The 18,604-nt window shown below is 62.6% G+C and carries 16 protein-coding genes and 1 pseudogene; 9 read left to right on the forward strand and 8 right to left on the reverse strand.

Annotated elements, in window-relative coordinates; all coding sequences use genetic code 11:
* Nucleotides 1–8: 8 nt before the first annotated feature.
* Complete coding sequence (locus ACZ6YA_RS12980) at nucleotides 9–2,096, forward strand: putative bifunctional diguanylate cyclase/phosphodiesterase (protein ID WP_465897527.1); 2,088 nt, start codon at nucleotides 9–11, stop codon at nucleotides 2,094–2,096.
* On the opposite strand, the gene ACZ6YA_RS12985 is transcribed toward ACZ6YA_RS12980, so the two are convergent.
* Nucleotides 2,093–2,353 (reverse strand): DUF1652 domain-containing protein, encoded by a 261-nt coding sequence (locus tag ACZ6YA_RS12985; protein WP_465897528.1) that lies wholly within the window; start codon nucleotides 2,351–2,353, stop codon nucleotides 2,093–2,095. The two genes, ACZ6YA_RS12980 and ACZ6YA_RS12985, sit on opposite strands and share 4 nt — an antisense overlap.
* Nucleotides 2,354–2,647: 294 nt before the next feature.
* On the opposite strand from ACZ6YA_RS12985, the gene ACZ6YA_RS12990 reads away from it, so the two are divergent.
* Nucleotides 2,648–3,877: a pyridoxal phosphate-dependent aminotransferase gene (locus ACZ6YA_RS12990; protein WP_465897529.1), complete on the forward strand. Its 1,230-nt coding sequence runs from the start codon at nucleotides 2,648–2,650 to the stop codon at nucleotides 3,875–3,877.
* On the opposite strand, the gene ACZ6YA_RS12995 is transcribed toward ACZ6YA_RS12990, so the two are convergent.
* Both ACZ6YA_RS12995 and ACZ6YA_RS13000 read right to left on the reverse strand, forming a co-directional pair.
* Entirely contained in the window at nucleotides 3,803–4,450 is a 648-nt protein-coding gene (locus ACZ6YA_RS12995; RefSeq protein WP_465897530.1) for a DUF1345 domain-containing protein, read from the reverse strand. The genes ACZ6YA_RS12990 and ACZ6YA_RS12995 overlap by 75 nt on opposite strands.
* Nucleotides 4,451–4,496: 46 nt before the next feature.
* On the reverse strand, nucleotides 4,497–5,678 hold the full coding sequence (locus tag ACZ6YA_RS13000; RefSeq protein WP_465897531.1) for an NnrS family protein: 1,182 nt from the start codon (nucleotides 5,676–5,678) through the stop codon (nucleotides 4,497–4,499).
* Nucleotides 5,679–5,895: 217 nt separating this feature from the next.
* Between ACZ6YA_RS13000 and ACZ6YA_RS13005 the strand changes: the two genes are divergently transcribed.
* Nucleotides 5,896–6,810 (forward strand): site-specific integrase, encoded by a 915-nt coding sequence (locus ACZ6YA_RS13005; protein WP_465897532.1) that lies wholly within the window; start codon nucleotides 5,896–5,898, stop codon nucleotides 6,808–6,810.
* Nucleotides 6,811–6,908: 98 nt separating this feature from the next.
* Here ACZ6YA_RS13005 and ACZ6YA_RS13010 read toward each other — a convergent pair whose 3' ends face one another.
* Entirely contained in the window at nucleotides 6,909–8,099 is a 1,191-nt protein-coding gene (locus ACZ6YA_RS13010; protein ID WP_465897533.1) for a type II secretion system F family protein, read from the reverse strand.
* An 11-nt stretch (nucleotides 8,100–8,110) separates the two neighbouring features.
* A complete protein-coding gene (gspG, locus tag ACZ6YA_RS13015) occupies nucleotides 8,111–8,536 on the reverse strand; it encodes a type II secretion system major pseudopilin GspG (protein WP_465897534.1) in 426 nt (141 codons plus the stop codon).
* A gap of 191 nt (nucleotides 8,537–8,727) precedes the next feature.
* Between gspG and ACZ6YA_RS13020 the strand changes: the two genes are divergently transcribed.
* From ACZ6YA_RS13020 to ACZ6YA_RS13035, 4 genes are all read left to right on the forward strand, one after another.
* On the forward strand, nucleotides 8,728–9,321 hold the full coding sequence (locus ACZ6YA_RS13020; RefSeq protein ID WP_465897535.1) for a lytic transglycosylase domain-containing protein: 594 nt from the start codon (nucleotides 8,728–8,730) through the stop codon (nucleotides 9,319–9,321).
* Nucleotides 9,322–9,419: 98 nt separating this feature from the next.
* Nucleotides 9,420–10,877: a sensor histidine kinase gene (locus tag ACZ6YA_RS13025; RefSeq protein WP_465897536.1), complete on the forward strand. Its 1,458-nt coding sequence runs from the start codon at nucleotides 9,420–9,422 to the stop codon at nucleotides 10,875–10,877.
* Nucleotides 10,878–11,048: 171 nt separating this feature from the next.
* The gene (locus ACZ6YA_RS13030) at nucleotides 11,049–12,545 is read left to right on the forward strand and encodes an ATP-binding protein (protein ID WP_465897537.1); all 1,497 of its coding nucleotides are present in this window, start codon (nucleotides 11,049–11,051) and stop codon (nucleotides 12,543–12,545) included.
* Complete coding sequence (locus ACZ6YA_RS13035; protein WP_465897538.1) at nucleotides 12,514–13,938, forward strand: sigma-54-dependent transcriptional regulator; 1,425 nt, start codon at nucleotides 12,514–12,516, stop codon at nucleotides 13,936–13,938. The genes ACZ6YA_RS13030 and ACZ6YA_RS13035 overlap by 32 nt, the downstream gene beginning before the upstream one ends.
* 115 nt (nucleotides 13,939–14,053) lie before the next feature.
* On the opposite strand, the gene ACZ6YA_RS13040 is transcribed toward ACZ6YA_RS13035, so the two are convergent.
* The 3 genes from ACZ6YA_RS13040 to ACZ6YA_RS13050 form a co-directional block, all read right to left on the reverse strand.
* Complete coding sequence (locus ACZ6YA_RS13040; RefSeq protein WP_465897539.1) at nucleotides 14,054–14,356, reverse strand: hypothetical protein; 303 nt, start codon at nucleotides 14,354–14,356, stop codon at nucleotides 14,054–14,056.
* Between the two features lie 84 nt (nucleotides 14,357–14,440).
* A complete protein-coding gene (locus tag ACZ6YA_RS13045; RefSeq protein ID WP_465897540.1) occupies nucleotides 14,441–15,793 on the reverse strand; it encodes a GntP family permease in 1,353 nt (450 codons plus the stop codon).
* Nucleotides 15,794–15,905: 112 nt separating this feature from the next.
* The gene (locus ACZ6YA_RS13050) at nucleotides 15,906–16,445 is read right to left on the reverse strand and encodes a gluconokinase (protein ID WP_465897541.1); all 540 of its coding nucleotides are present in this window, start codon (nucleotides 16,443–16,445) and stop codon (nucleotides 15,906–15,908) included.
* Between the two features lie 206 nt (nucleotides 16,446–16,651).
* On the opposite strand from ACZ6YA_RS13050, the gene gntR reads away from it, so the two are divergent.
* Nucleotides 16,652–17,671, forward strand: coding sequence for an HTH-type transcriptional regulator GntR (gntR, locus tag ACZ6YA_RS13055; protein WP_465897542.1), 1,020 nt, complete (start codon nucleotides 16,652–16,654; stop codon nucleotides 17,669–17,671).
* A gap of 100 nt (nucleotides 17,672–17,771) precedes the next feature.
* Nucleotides 17,772–18,554: pseudogene (locus tag ACZ6YA_RS13060) on the forward strand (PAS domain-containing protein); the annotation flags it as partial.
* Nucleotides 18,555–18,604: the final 50 nt, after the last annotated feature.

Here is an 18,604-nt window from a genome sequence, read left to right on the forward strand (position 1 = left end):
AACTCCCAATGCTGACCGGTAGCTACTCCTCTTCGCTGGTGTTGATTTCGCTGTGCGTGGCCATCCTTGCGTCCTACACCGCGCTGGATCTGACCGGCCGCATTGCCACGGCCAAGGGCCGTGCCGTCTACCTGTGGATGGGCGGGGGCGCGCTGGCGATGGGCATCGGCGTCTGGTCGATGCATTTTATCGGCATGCTCGCCTTCAGTTTGCCAATCGACCTGGGCTACGACATTGGCCTGACCGCCTTTTCGCTACTGATCGCTGTGTTGTCGTCGGGGTTCGCCCTGTGGCTGGTTAGCCAGCCGAGCCTGCCTGGGCCGCAATTGGCCTTTGGCGCCCTGATCATGGGTGCGGGCATCAGTTGCATGCATTACACCGGCATGGCGGCGCTGCGCATGCTGCCAGGCATCGATTACGACCCGACATTGTTCGGCGCTTCGCTGGCCATAGCGGTCGGCGCATCGGCAGCGGCCTTGTGGATTGCCTTCCGCCTGCGCAGGCACACCCCGTATGTACGCCAGATTCGAGGCCTGGCCGCAGTGCTGATGGGCGTTGCCATCGTCGGCATGCACTACACCGGCATGGCGGCGGCGAACTTCCCGGCAGGCAGTTTCTGCGGCGCATTGGCCGGCGGGCTGCAAGGGGAAGGGCTGGTATACCTGGTGCTGATCACTACGTTGGCGGTGCTTGCGGTGGCCTTGCTGACGTCGGTGCTGGACGCACGCCTTGAGGCGCGCACTGCGGAGTTGGCGCGTTCGTTGACCTTGGCCAATCAGGAGCTCACACAACTGGCGCTGCATGACACCCTGACTGGCCTGCCCAACCGCACACTGCTGTCTGACCGCATCGACCAGGCGATTGGCAAAGTGGCGGAGCAGGGCGGCTGTTTCGCGCTGATGTTCATCGACCTGGATGGCTTCAAGCCGGTCAACGACGCCTTTGGCCATCACGTCGGCGACCTGCTGCTCAAGGCGGTGGCTGCCCGCTTGCGCGGCCACCTGCACAGCCAGGACACCCTGGCGCGGATCGGTGGCGACGAGTTCGTGCTGCTGGTGGACCTGCAGGAGCCGGCAGACGCCATGGATGTGGCGGTCAAGCAGGTCAACCTGGTCTCGCGGGCGTTCCGCGTGGCCGAACATGACCTGCAACTGACGGCGAGCCTCGGCATCGTCCTGTATCCCGGTAACGGCCAGGACCAGCTCGAACTGCTGCGCAACGCCGACGCGGCCATGTACCACGCCAAAAGCGCCGGCAAGAACGGCTACAGCTTCTTCGACGTGTCGATGAACAGCAACGCCCGCCAGCAGTTGCAGCTGTTGCAGGACCTGCGCATGGCCCTGGAGCAGCGCCAGTTCTGCCTGCATTATCAACCCAAGTTCGATGCTCAAGCCTGCCAGCCGATCGGCGCCGAGGCTTTGCTGCGCTGGCAGCACCCGCAGCACGGTCTGTTGCTGCCGGACCGTTTCATCGGTTTGGCGGAGAAAACCGGGTTGATCATCCCGATTGGCGAATGGGTACTGGACGAAGCCTGCCGGCAGATGCGCCTGTGGCATGACCAGGGGCTTACCGACTGGCGCATGGCGGTCAACCTCTCGGCCATCCAATTCTGCCATGCTGGCCTGGTCGACAGCGTCGCCCGCGCCCTGAGCAACAACGGCTTGCCGGCCAATTGCCTGACCCTGGAAATCACCGAAACCACCGCGATGCATGATGCCGATGCCAGCCTTACGGTGTTGCAGCGCCTGTCCGATATGGGCGTTGACTTGTCGATCGACGATTTTGGTACCGGCTATTCGAGCCTGATGTACCTCAAGCGCCTGCCGGCCAACGAGCTGAAAATCGACCGCGGTTTCGTGCGCGACTTGGAGCAAGACAGCGACGATGCGGCCATCGTCTCGGCCATCGTCGCCTTGGGCCAGGCACTGGGCCTGCGGATCGTCGCGGAGGGTGTGGAGACCGATGGCCAGCAGGACTTCCTGACCCGTCTGGGATGTGACTCTTTGCAGGGCTATCTGCTGGGCCAGCCCGTGCCGGCTGAACAGTTCATGGGCAAACTGCAGGCGCTCCAGCAGAGCTCGGAAGCGGTAGCCTAAACGGCATCGCGCAGGGCAAAGACTGGTACCAAGGCATCCATCTCGGCCTCTACCGCCTCGATGATGCGTTCGACGTCCGCCGCTGCCATGATGGCGGTGCAGGGGATACCGGCAATCGCCAGAAGGGTTTCTCCGGTGGCGCGGTCGAACAGGCGGGCGATCATGCTGCGTGGCGCATCCATGCTGGCTTCGAAACCTAGCGGATGGAAATGCCAACGCATCACCTGGCAGGCGTTGGGGAACGTCATCTTGTTCATGCCAGCCTCCTTGTCCTTGCCTGGACGCGGTGAACGAGGGCCGAGAACATGGCCGCCGGGAAACTAACGATAGCACCGGCCAGGTTACCGTTCTGCGGAAAATACGACGAATGTAGTAATGCATGACCTCGGTCACAGTGGCGTCATGCGTACCGTCTGGCGGCAAGTGGCCAGGCAAACGTTTTCCCTGCTCGAGCTCGGCAGATGGGCCGGTGGGTTCTGCTATTTTTAATTCCAATCGGCGCACGACGTTTTCGGACGAGCGGTGCGAGCTGGGCAGACAGGGAGACAGTCATGCGCTATTCCACGCTCACGCAACGCATCGCCGGTGAAGCCGCCGCTGCCTGGGATATCCACTATCAAGCCCAGGCCTTGCGTCGCGAGGGGCGGGAAATCTTCTTGCTTTCGGTAGGCGACCCTGACTTCGAAACGCCACCACCCATCGTCGAAGCGGCGCTCAGCAGCCTGCGTCGTGGCGATACCCATTACAGCGATGTGCGCGGCAGCCTGGCGCTGCGCCAGGCCATTGCCCGGCGCAGCGGTCCGCAGGTCAGCACCGAGCAGGTGATGGTGCTCGCCGGTGCACAGTGCGCGCTGTATGCCGTTTGCCAGTGCCTGTTTGAGGCTGGCGACGAAGTGATCGTCGCCGAGCCCATGTATGTCACCTACCACGCTGTGCTGGGTGCTTGTGGTGCACAGCTGGTACAGGTGCCGGTCAGCCCGGAGCAAGGCTTTCGCCTCAACCCGCTGGCCGTGGCCAAGGCTATCACGCCGCGTACCCGTGGGCTGTTGCTGAACACGCCGCATAACCCGACCGGTGCGGCAATTTCTCCCCAGGACATGGCGCAGCTCGCCCAGCTTTGCCGTGACCATGATCTGTGGCTGATTTGCGACCAGGTCTACAGTGGCCTGCTCTATGAGGGCGAAGTGGCAGACCCGGCAAGCCTGCCGGGTATGAGCGAGCGCTGCGTGATCATCGACAGTGTGTCCAAATCGCATGCTATGAGCGGTTGGCGAGTGGGTTGGGTGGTAGCCCCGCCGATGCTGATCGGACACCTGGCCAACCTGGCCATGGCCATGCTGTTCGGCCTGCCAGAGTTCGTCATGCAAGGGGCCTGTGTGGCACTGGAGCAGGATCTGGCCGCTGTGCGGCAGATGCGCGAGGCCTATCGGCAGCGGCGAGATCGGGTGTGCGCGGCCTTGGCTGATTGCTCCGGGGTGCGCGCACATCGTCCGGCGGGCGGTATGTTCGTGATGCTCGATATCCGCGCCACCGGGCTCAGTGCCCAAGCGTTCGCCCAGCGGCTGTTGATGGAGGAGGGGGTTGCGCTACTGCCGGGGGATGCTTTCGGGACCAGCGCCGCTGGGCATGTGCGCATGGGATTGGTGCTTGCCGCCGAACAGTTGGAGGAGGCATGCCGGCGGATCGGCGTCTGTGCCCAGCGCGTGCTAGCCGAGCAGGCCGGCGGCGATGTTGATGGTGAAACCGAGGATCGCCGTGTTGAACACGAAGCCTACCAGTGAGTGTGCCAGCACCACCCGGCGCATGCCGCGCCCGCCCACGCCGATGTCGGAGGTTTGCACGGCGACGCTGATGGTGAACGAGAAATAGTGGAAGTCCCAGTAGTCTGGATGGCGTTCACCGTCGGCGAAGCGCAAGGCGGGTTCTTCACCTTCGTTGGTGTAGAACAGCCGCGCATAGTGCAGGCTGAAGATACAACCGATCAGCAACCAGGACCCAGCGATGGTCAAGCCCGTGTAGAGGTAGTGCAGCGCTAGATCGGTACCTTGCAGGCCTCGGCTGGATACCAGTTGCAGGGTAACCGCAGCAAGGCTGGCGATGGCGGCGATGCACACCGTGAACAGCACCAGGCCCGCATTTTCATCCTCGACACGTGCGACTTTGCGTACTTTTTCGGGAACCGCCCGCCAGGTCAACCACAGGACCAGCAGGAGGTACAACCAGACCCCCAGGTTCCAGCCGGCGAGAACGCGCTGGACGGTGTCGCTGGTAGGGATCAACCACGCCCCGAGGATGCCGGCCAGCGCGGCGATGCTCAGGCGGGGGTGAGTGCGGGTCAGGCGGTGGAAAACCATGAGGGCTCGCTAGTAGAACGTCCTGGTTACCACTCTAGACCACGCATCACCCTGGCATCCCGTCCACACGCGGGCGCAGCAGCATTGGCAGGTAATGCCACAGGAACGACAGCAGCGCCGCACTCCAGCACAGCACTGAAACGTCGATGCCTATCGGCGTGAACTGGCTCAGCACCACGCGCGCCAGTGCGGCCAATTGCATCAGCGCGAAGGCCCAGGCGATGGTCGCCGGCACCGTTAACGAACGGCCCGTATGGCCAAGGCTGACCCGCGCCATCATCGCCACGATCAGCCCGGTCATGGCGCCGATGGTCAGTGCATGGGTAATCAGGCTGGAGTTGAGTGCGACGCCGGCATGCCACAGCGCCATGCCCAGGCACGCCAGCGCCATCCAGGCATAGGCCAGGTGCAGGGACCAAAGCAGTGGCAGCCGCCATAGGCCACGGTCGTGCCACAGCAGCAGGCGTGCGCCATGCAGAAGGAACAATGCGCCGAACAGGACGGCCAGGGCGGGCTGAGGGGTATCGGCGAATCCCGCAGCGAAGGCCAGCGGTACGGCTACGCTGAGCATCAGGCAGGCACGGTCCAGCCAGGGTCGTGCGGGTGTGGGTGCCAGGTTGCCCAGGCCTCGGCGGGTAAAGAAGGGGATCACCCGGCCACCGAGGATGGTCATCATCGCCGCTACCAGCCACAAGCCGGCGAAAATGCCTCGGCGCTGCCAGACTTCATCCTGGCGCAGCCAACCGATCAGCGTCAGCCACTGGCAGCCGGCAATCAGCAAAAGCAAGCCGACAATCGGGTAATTGTTGCGCAGGCGTCGTTGTACGATCGGGCGGGCGAGCGCAATGGCTACCAGGGGCAGAAAACTACCCTGCAACGCAATCAGCAAACCTGCCGGCAAAGGCAGGAACCAGCCCGTCCGGCCCAGCAGCCAGAGCAGGAACAATCCCTGCAGCGGCCGCCCGCTGAGACCGGGGACGCCAGTCCAGTTCTGCACGGCCGTGAGCAGGAAGCCTGCGACAATGGCCACAACAAAACCGTAAAGCATTTCGTGCCGGTGCCAGGCGAGCATGCCCCCGGGCGGTGTCGCCTGGAGCGCCCCGGCCAGCACCCCGGCCCACACCAGCAGGGCGACCAGCGCGAAAATGCTACCGCCCAGGAAGAACGGGCGAAAACCCAGGGCCCAGACGGGTTGGCGTGGACGTGAGTCGATCGGTTGCACCAGCATAGGCAGACCTTCGTTCGATCAGGTGGCTTTAATTGAGTTACCATCACGATCCGTGCCATCTATAAAGATCTTAGATTTCAAGGTAATGGCATTGCACTGGGTCCTAATGACCCTTTTGTAACGTTGTCATCGTGACTCGATGACGGGTCGTTTTGACCTGCTTTACGCTTTGTGTGCGCGTCAATTGCCCCCGAAGCTTTGCTACAGGATTCATGTTTTGTCCGACCTCTCGCAAAATCCGCTGCTGCAGTATCTCGCCCGGCTGGCACCTTCCAGCCAGCAAACCATGCGCTACATCCTCCAGGACGCTGCAGACCGATTAGGTTTCGTCGATTGCAATCTGGCCGATGTGCCGTGGCACCGGCTCGAACCTGGGCATGTGATCGGCCTGGTGGCGGCACTGCGCACCGATGGCTATGCGCCCAACAGTTCGTCGTTGTACGTCAACGCTATTCGCGGGGTGATGAACGAAGCCTGGCGCCAGGGCCTGATCGACCACGAGCAGTTGCTGCGCATCCGCGAGGTGAAGCCGGCGACCGGCAGCCGCCTGCCGCCTGGACGCAACCTGCGGCGCAGCCTGATTCGTGAATTGATGGACGTGTGCGCCGCCGACCCACGCCCGCAAGGCGTGCGTGATGCGGCGATCATTGCGTTGCTGTACGGCACGGGTATGCGCAAGTCAGAGTCGGTGGACATCGATCTCGATCAGGTGGATTTCGAGGCACGTAGCCTGCAGGTGCTGGGCAAGGGCAACCGGCAACTGATCAAGTACGCCCCGGTGTGGGCCTTCGAGAAGCTCCAGGCCTGGCTTGAGCTGCGCCGCCAGACCCTGCCCGACGGGGCGTCGGACGACCCGTTCCTGTTCAACCGCATCCGCCGTGGCAACCACATTACCCGCGCGCGCATCACCAAGCATGCGATCTACTACATCGCCCGCCAGCGAGGTGCGCAGGTGGGGGTGAAGATCATGCCCCATGATTTCCGCCGAGCGTTCATTACCCGGGTGATCGAAGAGCACGACCTGTCGATTGCGCAGAAGCTGGCGCATCATGCCAACATCCAGACCACGGCCAGCTATGACCGGCGAGATGACAACGAGCGGCGACGCGCAGTGGACCGGTTCGATTATTGAGGCGGCTGTACGGGCCTCTTCGCGGGGCAAGCCCGCTCCCACAAGGACCATGGAGTACCTGTGGGAGCGGGCTTGCCCCGCGAAGAGGCCCGAGAAAACTAATGAATACTTGAAGCCAGCTCGAATATCGGCATGTACATCAGGATTACGATCAGCCCGATCAGCAAGCCGATAAACGTCATCAGGAGCGGCTCGAACAGCTTGACGAACCATTCGACCCAGCGGCCGATCTCCTGGTCATGAAAGTCCGCGCAGCGTTCGAGCATTTCCCCAAGATTCCCCGATTGTTCGCCTGCCCGCAGCAGGCGCAGCGAGACTGGCGTGACCAGTTGCCCGGCTTCCAACGCCTCCGACAGCGGTAGGCCTTCCCCCACCCGTCGGCTGGCTTGCTCCAGCCCTTGCGCCGCAGCGCTGCCCAGCAGTCCCCGGGCCATGCCCATGGCCGTCAGGATGGGAATGCCGCCCTGCAGCAAAATGCCCAAGGAGCGATAGAAGCGCGCAAGCTCATACATCATCAAGCGTTGATGCAGCGCCGGCATGCGCCGTACCTGGCGTGAGATCCAGCGCCGCAGCAGCGGGTTGCGGCGCAGCAGCACCAGCGCGCCGATGCTGCCCATTGTCGCCAGCGCCAAAGGCAGTTGGTGGGCATGCAGAAACAGGCCGATCTGCATCAGCACGCGCGAGAGCCACGGCAGTTCGCTGCCCATGCCCTCGAACACCAGGCTGAAACGCGGCACCACGTAGCCGAGTAGAAACAACACCACGCCACCGCCCACCAGCAGCAACAGCAATGGGTAGACCGACGCCCCCACCAGCTTCTGCCTGACCAGATCCAACCGCTGGCGATAACCGATGTAGCGATGCAGGGCGTCACCCAGTGCGCCGGTGCGCTCGCTGGACTGCACCAGTGCCACGTACAGCGGTGGGAACACACGCGGTTGCTGGGCCAGCGCCTGGGACAGCGAGCGGCCTTCGTAGAGCTGGCGAACCAGCGCCGCCAGGACCTTGCGCGCAGCCCCAGCCGGGGCTTTTTCCGCCAGGCTTTCCAGCGCATCGATCAGTGGCAGGCCGGCATGCAGCAGGGTGGTCAGCTCCTGGCTGAACAGCACCAGGTCGAATGCTGCCTGGCGGCGCCAGGCCAAACCGCGCAGGGCGCCGCCCTGGCCGCGCACGCTGACCACCCGCAAACCTTGGTCCTCGGCCTGGCGGCGCGCCTGCTCGGCATCCTCGGCATCGATTTGCAACTGCACCACGCCCTGTCTGCCCAGGGCCTTGAGGCTATAGCGCATGGCCGTGCTCCTCATTGCCAGCTGGTGATTTCGGCGTTCTCACCGTCGCCACCGGGTTGGCCATCCTTGCCCATCGACAGCAAGTCGTACTCGCCGCCATTTTCGCCCGGCTGCCGGTAGATATAAGCGCGGCCCCAGGGGTCCTGGGGCACGGCTTTCTGCAGGTAGGGGCCGGTCCAGCGCGCCTCGCCACTGGGTGCGGCCACCAACGCCTGCAAGCCCTGTTCACTGTTGGGGTAATGGCCGACTTCCAGGCGATACAGGTCCAGGGCCTTGCCCAGGCCCTCGATCTGCGCACGGGCGACCTTGGCCTCCGAGCGCCCGAGCTGGCTGAAGTACTTGGGTGCGACGATGCCGGCCAACAAGCCGAGCACCACCAGCACCACCAGCAGTTCGAGCAGGGTGAAGCCGAATTGATGTTTGGGTTTGCGCTGCATGGTGAAGCCCTCCTGCATGGGGACGTGCTTGCCCAGGGTATCGCTGCACCATGCAACAGCCGTGCACGTCTGCCTCGGGGCCTTGCGCCATGCGCCATGGCAAGCGGCACAGTGCTTGCGTCGTAACCGCAAAGCCCGGGTTTTCCGGGGCATTTCCCCCACATCGGGGGCACGGCGGGGAGGCGACCGACATGCGTGGGATTATCCTGGGACTGATCTGGCTGGCAGGGGCAACCGCCCAGGCCGATGTCTACATCTCAATCGATGCCAAAGGTGGCTACGTACTGACCAACGTCCATCGGCCGGGGCGCCACTATGAACGGGTGATCAGTGAACCCGTTACTCAGGCCGGGCCGACCCATGCGCAACTGATCACCGGCCGACCGTACGCCGACCTGGTGGCCACTGCAGCGCGCAAGCACAACGTGCCCCCGGCGCTGCTGCATGCGCTGATCAAGGCCGAGTCCGGCTATAACCCCAAGGCCCGTTCGGCAGCCGGCGCGGTAGGGCTGATGCAACTGATGCCGGGCACGGCGAAGGAAATGGGGGTAGAGGATGCCCTCGACCCTGAGGACAACGTGCTGGGTGGCGCGCGCTACATCAAGCGCATGCTGACCCTGTTCGACAACGACATCACCCTGGCCGTGGCGGCCTACAACGCCGGCCCCGATGCTGTCCTGCGCCGTGGGGCGGTGCCGCCGTTCGCCGAAACCCGGCGCTATGTGCCCAACGTGCTGCGTGAATACCGCAAGTTGCAAGGGCTGGCGGCAGATTCGCCGTTGTGATGATGGCGCACCTTGCATCGGCATGATGGAAATCAGCGCAATGCAATCCCCAACTCTGGGCTATAACCTTTCACAGGTGCTCAGCAGTGGAAGCCGCCATGGACATCGTCCCCCGTTCCGACACACTGGAGACGCTTGCCAGTCCAGACGCCGGCACCGCGCGCAAGCCCTTCGACCTGCTGCGCTGGTATGCCTGGGTCAGCCTGGCCTTCATTCTGTCGGTGGCGGTCGGGCTGGGCCTGATCTCCAGCCGCTTCATCATTGACGAAAGCGTCGAGCGCGACGCCTTGCTCACCGCCCAGTTCATCACCTCCATCGCCGATGCCGAAGTGCGCCATGTGGCCATCCCCAATGTGCGCACCATGGGCGAGCTGCTCGACCCGCGCACCGACCACGCCGCCTTGCCCGGCGTGACCCCGCAAGCGCGACGCAAGGCACGTGGGGAATTTCTCGACCATATCGCCCACCTGCCGGACATGCTCCTGGCCAACATCTACGCCCCGGACCGCACGGTGATCTGGTCGAGCAACCCGGCACTGATGGGCAAGCTGATCGAAGGTGATGACGACCTGGACCGGGCTTTCGAATACAAGATGCGGGTCTCTGCCAGCTATCACAATTTCGAACAGGCACGCGCCGAACAAAAATTCGTGACCCCGCCCGAGCAGTTGTTCATCGAGAACTACATTCCGTTGTTCGATGCCGATGGCGAACGGGTCACGGCAATGGTGGAGATCTACAAGGAACCTCACGACCTGATCGTACGCATCGAACATGGCCTGATCCGTATCTGGCTGGCCATCATCATCGGCGCCGGCCTTGTCTACCTCGGCCTCTACGGCATCATGCGCCGCGCCGCACGGTTGATGTCGGTGCAGCAGAAGCGGCTGATCAGCAACGAAACCTATGTGGCATTGGGAGAGGTGTCTTCGGCCGTGGCACATAGCCTGCGCAATCCGCTGGCAAGTATCCGCTCCAGCGCCGAACTGGCCCAAGTGTTCGACGAGGGGCACGCGCAGCGCAACATCGATGAAATCATCAGCCAGGTCGACCGCATGTCGCACTGGATTCGCCAGCTGCTTCAGTCGTTGCGGCCGCTGAATGACGAAGCGGTGGCCGTGGACCTGCCTCAGGCCTTGCAAGACAGCTTGCAGAGCTTTGCCGTGCCGCTGGCGCGCAGTGGCGTGACCCTAGACCTGCAACCCTTGCCAGCAGTGCAGGTACTCGGCCAGCCGGTGCTGCTCGGGCAGATTTTCAACAGCCTGATCGACAATGCCCTGGAGTCGATGGAACAGGGGGGCAGGCTGCGCGTCGAGGTGGTTAAGCACGATCGGCGCAGCGTCACCCTGCGCCTGTCCGATTCCGGTAAAGGCATGAATGAACGCCAGCAGCGCATGGCCTTCAGGCCTTTCTTCACCACCAAACAGGGCGGATTGGGCGTGGGTCTGGTGCTGGTGAAACGCATCATGGAGCGCTTCGGCGGGTCAGTGAGATTGAGCAGCAGAGAAGGGCATGGCACCCGGGTCTCACTCAATTTCAGGTTGGCTGATGCCTGATAACCCCTGTCATGTTAAGTGGGTAATGAATACCCAAATGTGGGGGGGTAATCTCGAATCAAATACAGGAAAATTATTTAACTTATTGAAATATAGGAATTTAAATTTTATGTGTTGTTGTGGCTAATTTTTTGCAACGGTCAAACGCATTCATAGGGCGGGAACGAAGCGATGCAGACGCTGGATACGGATGTGCTCGACAGGACTTCTGCGCAACCCGGCAGCGGCTTAGCCGCTCCCCTTCGCGAGTTCAATCTACTGCGCTGGTTTTCCGTGATCAGCCTGTTGATCATTGCCTCTGTAGCGGTTGGCCTGGGCTATGTTTCGACGCGCTTCGTGGTGCGTGACAGTGTCGAACGCGACGCCATGCTCACCGCCCAATTCATCCAGGCCATGGCCCAGGCCGAGGTGCGCCATTCGCAGCTGCCGCCCGGCACCACCATGGGCGAGCTGCTCGACCCGCGCCTGGATCAGCAACATCTGCAGGTCAGCCCGGCGCTGGCCGAGTCGACCCGGACCGAGTTCCTCGATCATGTCGAGCACCTGCCCGACACGCTGCTGGCCAACGTCTACGCTCGCGACCGCACCATCGTCTGGTCCACCAACGCCGAATTGATCGGCAAACGAATTGCCGCCGATGGCGACCTGGACCGTGCATTCCGTTCGCGCAAGGCAGTGTCGGCCAGCTACCACAAGGCCGAAGAGGACCGCGAGGAGCAGAGGTTCGAGCGCGAGCCGCACTACCTGTTCATCGAGAACTACATCCCGTTGTTCGACAGCCAGGGCGAACAGGTCATGGCGATGGTCGAGATCTACAAAGAGCCGCAGGACCTGATTCGGCGTATCCAGCGCGGATATGTGCTGATCTGGGCTTCGACCCTGGTGGGCGGGGCGCTGATCTATTTCGGCCTGTTCTGGATCGTGCGGCGTGCGGCGTCGATGCTAAGCCATCAACAGGAGCGGCTGGTGGCCAGCGAAACCTATGTCGCCCTGGGCGAGATGTCATCGGCGGTGGCGCATAGCATGCGCAACCCGTTGGCCAACATTCGCTCCAGCGCGGAACTGGCGCAGGAAATCGCCAGCCCCCAGGCACAGCAGAACATTGTCGACATCATCAACCAGGTTGACCGCATGTCGCGCTGGGTGCGCGAGCTGCTGGTGTCGCTGCGCCCGACCAGCGACAGCGCCGAGGCCGTGGACCTGGTGGCTGCCATCGACGACACCCGCCAGGCCTTTACCCGGCAGATCGAGCGCAACGCGGTGCGGTTTTCCTTCGAAGGGCCGCCGGTGCAGTGGGTGGCCAGCCAGCCGCTGCAGTTGTCGCAGATCCTCAACAGCCTGTTTTCCAATGCCATCGAAGCCATGCCAACGGGCGGTGAGTTGCGCGCCCAAGTCAGTGTCCAGGATGGCCAGCGCGTCGAATTGCTGCTTACTGACACCGGCAAAGGCATGACCAAGCAGCAGGAACGAATGGTCTTCAAGCCGTTTTTCACCACCAAACAGGGCGGCCTGGGTGTGGGCCTGGCGCTGGCCAAGCGGATCATGGAACGTTTCGGCGGCTCGGTCAGCCTGAGCAGCCGTGAAGAGGAAGGAACCCGCGTCAGCCTCACTTTCAATATCGCAGCGGGAGGGGAACATGGAGCACAGCATCCTGGTAGTCGAGGATGATGAAATCCTTGCCAATAATATTTCTACCTATCTGAACCTCAAGGGCTTCGAGGTGACTGTCTGCAATACGGCCGAGCTGGCGCTGGAGCAAATCAAGCGCGTCCAACCCGATGCGGTGCTCACCGACAATTCGCTGCCGGGCATGAACGGCCACGACTTGTTGCGCACGCTGGTGGTGCAGGCACCGGAGCTCAAGGTCATCATGATGACGGGCTACGGCAACGTCGAAGATGCCGTGCAGGCGATGAAGGAGGGCGCGTTCCATTACTTGACCAAGCCGGTGGTGCTGGCCGAGCTGAAGCTGACGCTGGAGAAGGCCCTGGCCACCGAGCGTATGGAGCGCACGCTGACGTTCTATCAAGAGCGCGAGGCGCAGAAATCCGGGCTGCAGGCGCTGATCGGCGAGTCGCCGGCGATGCTGACGCTCAAGCACACCTTGCGTCAGGTGCTCGATGCCGAGCGGCGCATGGCCAGTGATGACCTGCCTCCGGTGTTGGTCGAAGGTGAAACCGGCACCGGCAAGGAGCTGGTCGCCCGCGCGCTGCACTTCGACGGCTTGCGCAGCAAGGGGCCGTTCATAGAATTCAACTGTGCGTCGATCCCGGCCAACCTGCTGGAAGCTGAGTTGTTCGGCCATGAGAAAGGTGCCTTCACCGATGCCAAGGAGCGCCGCGTAGGGCTTGTCGAGGCGGCCGATGGCGGCACGCTGTTCCTCGATGAAATCGGCGAAATGGACCTGGTATTGCAGGCCAAGTTGCTCAAGCTGCTGGAAGACCGCAGCATTCGCCGGATCGGTGCGGTCAAGGAGCGTAAGGTCGACCTGAGGGTGATCAGCGCCACCAACTGCAACCTGGAACAGATGGTGCAGCAGGGCAAGTTTCGCCGTGACCTGTTCTTCCGTCTGCGCATCATCGCCTTGAAGGTGCCACGCCTATACGCGCGTGGGCAGGACATCCTGTTGCTGGCCAGGCATTTCCTTGCTCATCATGGGCGCCGATATGGCAAACCGAATCTGCGCTTCAGTGCCGAGGCCGAGGGCTTGATGCTGAGTTACAGCTGGCCGGGCAACGTGCGCGAGTTGCGCAACATGCTGGAGCAGACGGTGTTGCTGGCGCCCAACGAGGTGGTGCAGGCGCATCAGCTGAACTTGTGCATGACCTTGGTCGACGAGCCGATGGCGCAGCCGACGGCCACCTTGTACGAAATGCCGCGGCACGAACCGGAGCCGGGCACCAGCCTGCCGGACATGGAGCGGGACCTGGTGTGCAAAACGCTGGATCGCACGGATTGGAACGTCACCAAGTCGGCACGGATGCTCGGGCTTTCGCGGGATATGCTGCGCTACCGAATCGAAAAACTGGGCCTGACCAGGCCCGACAAGCGACAGTGGTGATGATGTCTGCACCGGTTTCTTCACGGGCAATCCCGCTCCCGCAGGGTCAGCGCTGAAATCAACACCAGCGCCATACCTGTGGGAGCGGGCTTGCCCGCGAATAGGCCGAAACTGACTAACGCTGCCCGCCGTCCGACCCGGTCCCCCCCTGCGCACCATTACCTTCCGACCCACTGCCATCCATCCCCGGCAAATCGCGGTTGTCATTCTGCTTGGCGGGCGGACTTTCCGGGTCATTACCCTGAATGCGCGGGTCAGTAGCCCGCGGCATGGGCTTTTCGATCGGGTTGAGGGTGCTGTCCACACCCGGCTTCGGCGCCGGGTTGTGTGGGTCGTCGGGGTAGGTCGTTCCCGTGCCGACCGCAAGGGCCATCGGCGCGGCGAGCAGGGCGGCGAGCAACACACTGGTGCGGATCATGGGCAAACTCCTTTGCGAGGGTAGGGCTTGTACAACTGTTCGGCCCTACCCCAGGCGCCAAGGTGCCATCACCCCGATCAGCGGTCACACCACCGTCGACAGCGCCATGATGAAGATGATGCCGACCACCGAAAGGATGGTCTCCATCATGGTCCAGGTCTTCAAGGTTTCGGCCACTGTCATGTTGAAGTACTGCTTGACCAGCCAGAAACCGGCATCGTTGACGTGGGACAGGATCAGCGAGCCAGCACCGGTGGCCAGCACCAGCAGTTCCCGGTTGACCCCGGGCACCAGGTCGATCACCGGGGCAACGATACCGGCACCAGTGATGGTCGCGACGGTCGCGGAACCTGTGGCGATGCGGATCACCGCCGCTACCAGCCAGGCCAGCATGATCGGGGAAATTTCTGCCTGCACGGCCATCTGCCCGATCACATTGCCGACCCCGGTATCGACCAGCATCTGCTTGAAGCCGCCGCCTGCGCCGACGATCAGCACGATGGCTGCGGTCGGCGCCAGGCTCTGGTCGAGCATCTTCATGATCTGCTGGCGGCTGAAGCCACGCGCCGAGCCGAAGGTGTAGAAGGCCAGCAACAGGGCGGCGAGCAGGGCGGTGATCGGGTGACCGATCAGGTCCATCCACTGGCGGACGATATGCTCGGCCGGCAGCACCACGTCAGCGAAGGTCTTGAGCAGCATCAGCACCACTGGCAGCAACACGGTGACCAAGGTAATGGTGAAGCTCGGCAGATTGCTTTGGTCGGACTCCTTGGCAATCTGGTCCATCAGTTCTTGCGACGGGTTGCCGGGGATGTAGCGGGAGATGAAATTACCGAACAAGGGGCCGGCAATGATCGCCGTGGGCAGCGCCACCAGCAGGCCGTAGAAGATCGTTTTGCCAATGTCAGCCTTGAAGATGCCGATCGCCAGCAGCGGGCCCGGGTGCGGAGGCACCAGGCCGTGCACCACGGAAAGGCCTGCCAGCAGCGGGATGCCGATCTTGATCAGCGATACGCCCGAGCGCCGGGCGACGATGAACACCAGCGGAATCAGCAGCACGAAGCCGATTTCGAAGAACAGCGGGATGCCGACCAGGAAAGCGGCGAACATCATGGCCCAGTGCACGTTCTTCTTGCCGAAGGCGCGAATCAACGTTTGCGCGATCTGGTCGGCCCCCCCGGAGTCGGCCATTAGCTTGCCAAGCATGGTGCCCAGGGCAAGGACGATGCCGACGAATCCAAGCACACCACCGAAACCGTCCTGGAACGATTTCATGACCTTGGCCACCGGCATGCCGGAGGTCAGGCCGAGAAAGCCCGCGGCAATGGTCAGGGCGACGAAGGGGTGGACCTTGAAATGGGTGATCAGCAGGATCAGCCCGATGATGGTTACCAGGGCATCGAGCAGCAGGTAGGTATCTGTAGCCAGTCCGAACATGGTTTTAAGGCCTCGGTCTTATCGTTGTTTTTGGCGTTGCTTTAATTGAATCTTCGCCGCTTTCAGGTGTCGAGACAGCGCTGTCTTAGGTGAGCTGGAAAAACCGCCGGATTCAGGCGGTTCGCGCCAGGCTCCGCTCACCGCAGGGCTTTAGCCAGTCGTCGACCAATCCGGCGAGCATGACGAGGGGTAGCGTGGCATCCAGGGCCAGGGTCATTGGTTCCCCGCGCGGTGACTCAAGGGCAGCGAACTGGCTGTCAATCAGGCTCGCCGGCATGAAGTGGCCGGGGCGGGCCAGTACGCGCTTTTCCGCTTCAGCGGGGGTAAGCTCGAGGAACACGAATACCAGTCCTGGCATCGCATCGCGCAGCGTGTCGCGGTAACTGCGCTTGAGTGCCGAGCAAGTGAGGATCGGGCGCTCGCCGGCCTTGACCGTAGCCTGCAGCTCCTCGCCCAGGCGCACCAGCCAGCCGGCCCGGTCGTCGTCGTTCAAGGGCGTGCCAGCGCTCATCTTCTGGATATTTTCGGCAGGGTGGAACGCGTCGCCCTCGATCAGGCGGCCGCCGCTTTTTTCAGCGATGGCAGCACCCATGCTACTTTTGCCGCAACCGGCTACGCCCATCACCACAATGGCGGACAGGGGAGAATTCATCAGTACCTCCTGCGGGATGAGGTAGCGCTGTCTCGGCACAGACGAAACGCCACCTCTCCGTGTTATTGATCTTGTCGTTACGCAGTATGGACGCTTGGCAGGGGGCGTGTAGTGGCCACCACCAAAGATTACATTGCCTGCGTCCTGAGACAGCGCTACCTTAGTGGCCGTTCCCCTCCCTTGCAAGTAGTAAAATTACAACACACATGTCTCGATCTGGCTCCCGCACTACCGGTCGTCCCACCCTGGCAGAAGTGGCCAGGCTGTCCGGGGTCTCCCCGATTACCGCCTCACGCGCGTTGCGCGGAGTGAGTACCGTTGCCCCAGATTTGGTGGAAAAGGTGCTGGCCGCTGCAGCCAGTCTGGGTTATGTGGCCAACCCGGCGGCCCGGGCACTGGCGTCTGCGCGTAGCCAGTCGGTGGTAGTGCTGATTCCCTCGCTGTCCAACCAGTTGTTCATCGACACCCTTGAAGCCATTCACGAGGTAATGCGCCCTCGCGGGCTTGAAGTGCTGATTGGCAACTATCACTACGATGTCGACGAAGAAGAAAACCTGATCCGCAATTACCTGGCGTACCAGCCGTGCGGCATGCTGCTAACGGGTTTCGACCGCAGCGATGCCGCGCGGCAGATGCTGGCGGCCAGCGGGGTGCCTTGCGTGCACATGATGGAACTGGGCGGTCAGCCTGGTGCTTTGTCTGTCGGGTTTTCCCAGCAGCAGGCCGGGCGTGCTGCGGCGCGGCACTTGCTTGAGCGCGGCCGGCGACGTCTGGCGTTCATCGCCGCGCAGCTCGACCCTCGGGTGATGCAGCGAGCCGAAGGATTTCGCCAAGCGCTGGCCGAAGCCGGCATGGCCGACACGGAGCTGGAGATCCTCTCGCCCCAGCCCTCGTCCATTGCCCTGGGCAGTGAGCTGTTCAGCCAGTTGCTGGCCCAGACGCCCGATGTGGATGGCATCTTCTTCTGCAACGACGACCTCGCCCAGGGCGCAGTGTTACAGGCGCTGCGCCAAGGCATCGAGGTTCCGAGGGCAGTGGCCATGGTCGGCTTCAATGACTTGCCAGCGTCTGCGCACATGGTCCCGCGGCTAACTTCGATTCGTACGCCCAGGGCAGCCGTTGGTCGGGGTGCTGCGCAGGCATTGCTGGCATTGCTCGACGGCAAGCGAGTGGCGACCGCACAGCAGGACCTGGGTTTTGAGTTGATGGTGCGCGAAAGCTCCTGACTTTTCTTTGTCACTAATAACTAAGTGATAGCAGTGTGCTTGCACGCCTGCGGCGCCGATCTATGCTCAGGAAACCCCGCGCATAAAGGACCCCGGCGCCATGTTCGATTTTCATCGCAAGTCTGATCTGATCGAAATTCAGCGCACTCGCCAAGCCCTTGCTGAAACCCAGGCAAAGCTTGCGGCAATCAGCCGTAGCATGGCCATGATCGAGTTCGCGCCCGACGGCACCATTCTCGATGCCAATGCGCAGTTTTGCCAGGCGATGGGCTACAGCATCGAGGAGCTGCGCGGCAAGCACCATCGGCTGTTCTGCGACCCGGCTTACGCCAAGACTGCCGAGTACCAGCAACTGTGGCGCGAATTGGGGGAGGGCAAGGCCATCAGCGGCACGTTCGAGCGTGTCGATAAGGGAGGCCGTGAGGTGTGGCTAGAGGCCAGCTACATGCCGGTGCTCAACGAACGTCAGCAAGTCACCAGCGTGATCAAAGTGGCGGCCGATATCAGCCAGCGGGTCAAGGATGAGCACGAGAGCCAAAGCCTGCTCAAGGCCATTGGCCGCTCCATGGCCGTGGTCGAATTCACCCCCCAGGGCCGGGTGATCCAAGCCAACCAGAATTTCCTCGCCACCATGGGTTATCGCCTGGAAGAGGTGGTGGGTCGGCATCACGGGCTGTTTTGCCTGGCGCATGAGCGTGAATCGGTCGGCTACCGGGAGTTCTGGGCTTCGTTGAACCGTGGTGAGTACCACTCGCACCGCTTCGAGCGCGTTAACAAGCAAGGCCAGACGGTCTATCTGGAAGCCTCCTACAACCCGATCTTTGACAGTAAGGGCCGGCTGTATAAGGTGGTCAAGTTCGCCAGCGACATCACCGCGCAAGTCAGCACCCAGCAGAGCGCCGCCGACGCTGCCCATGCCAGTTCAGTGCAGAC

Source organism: Pseudomonas sp. NPDC090752, assembly GCF_055584805.1.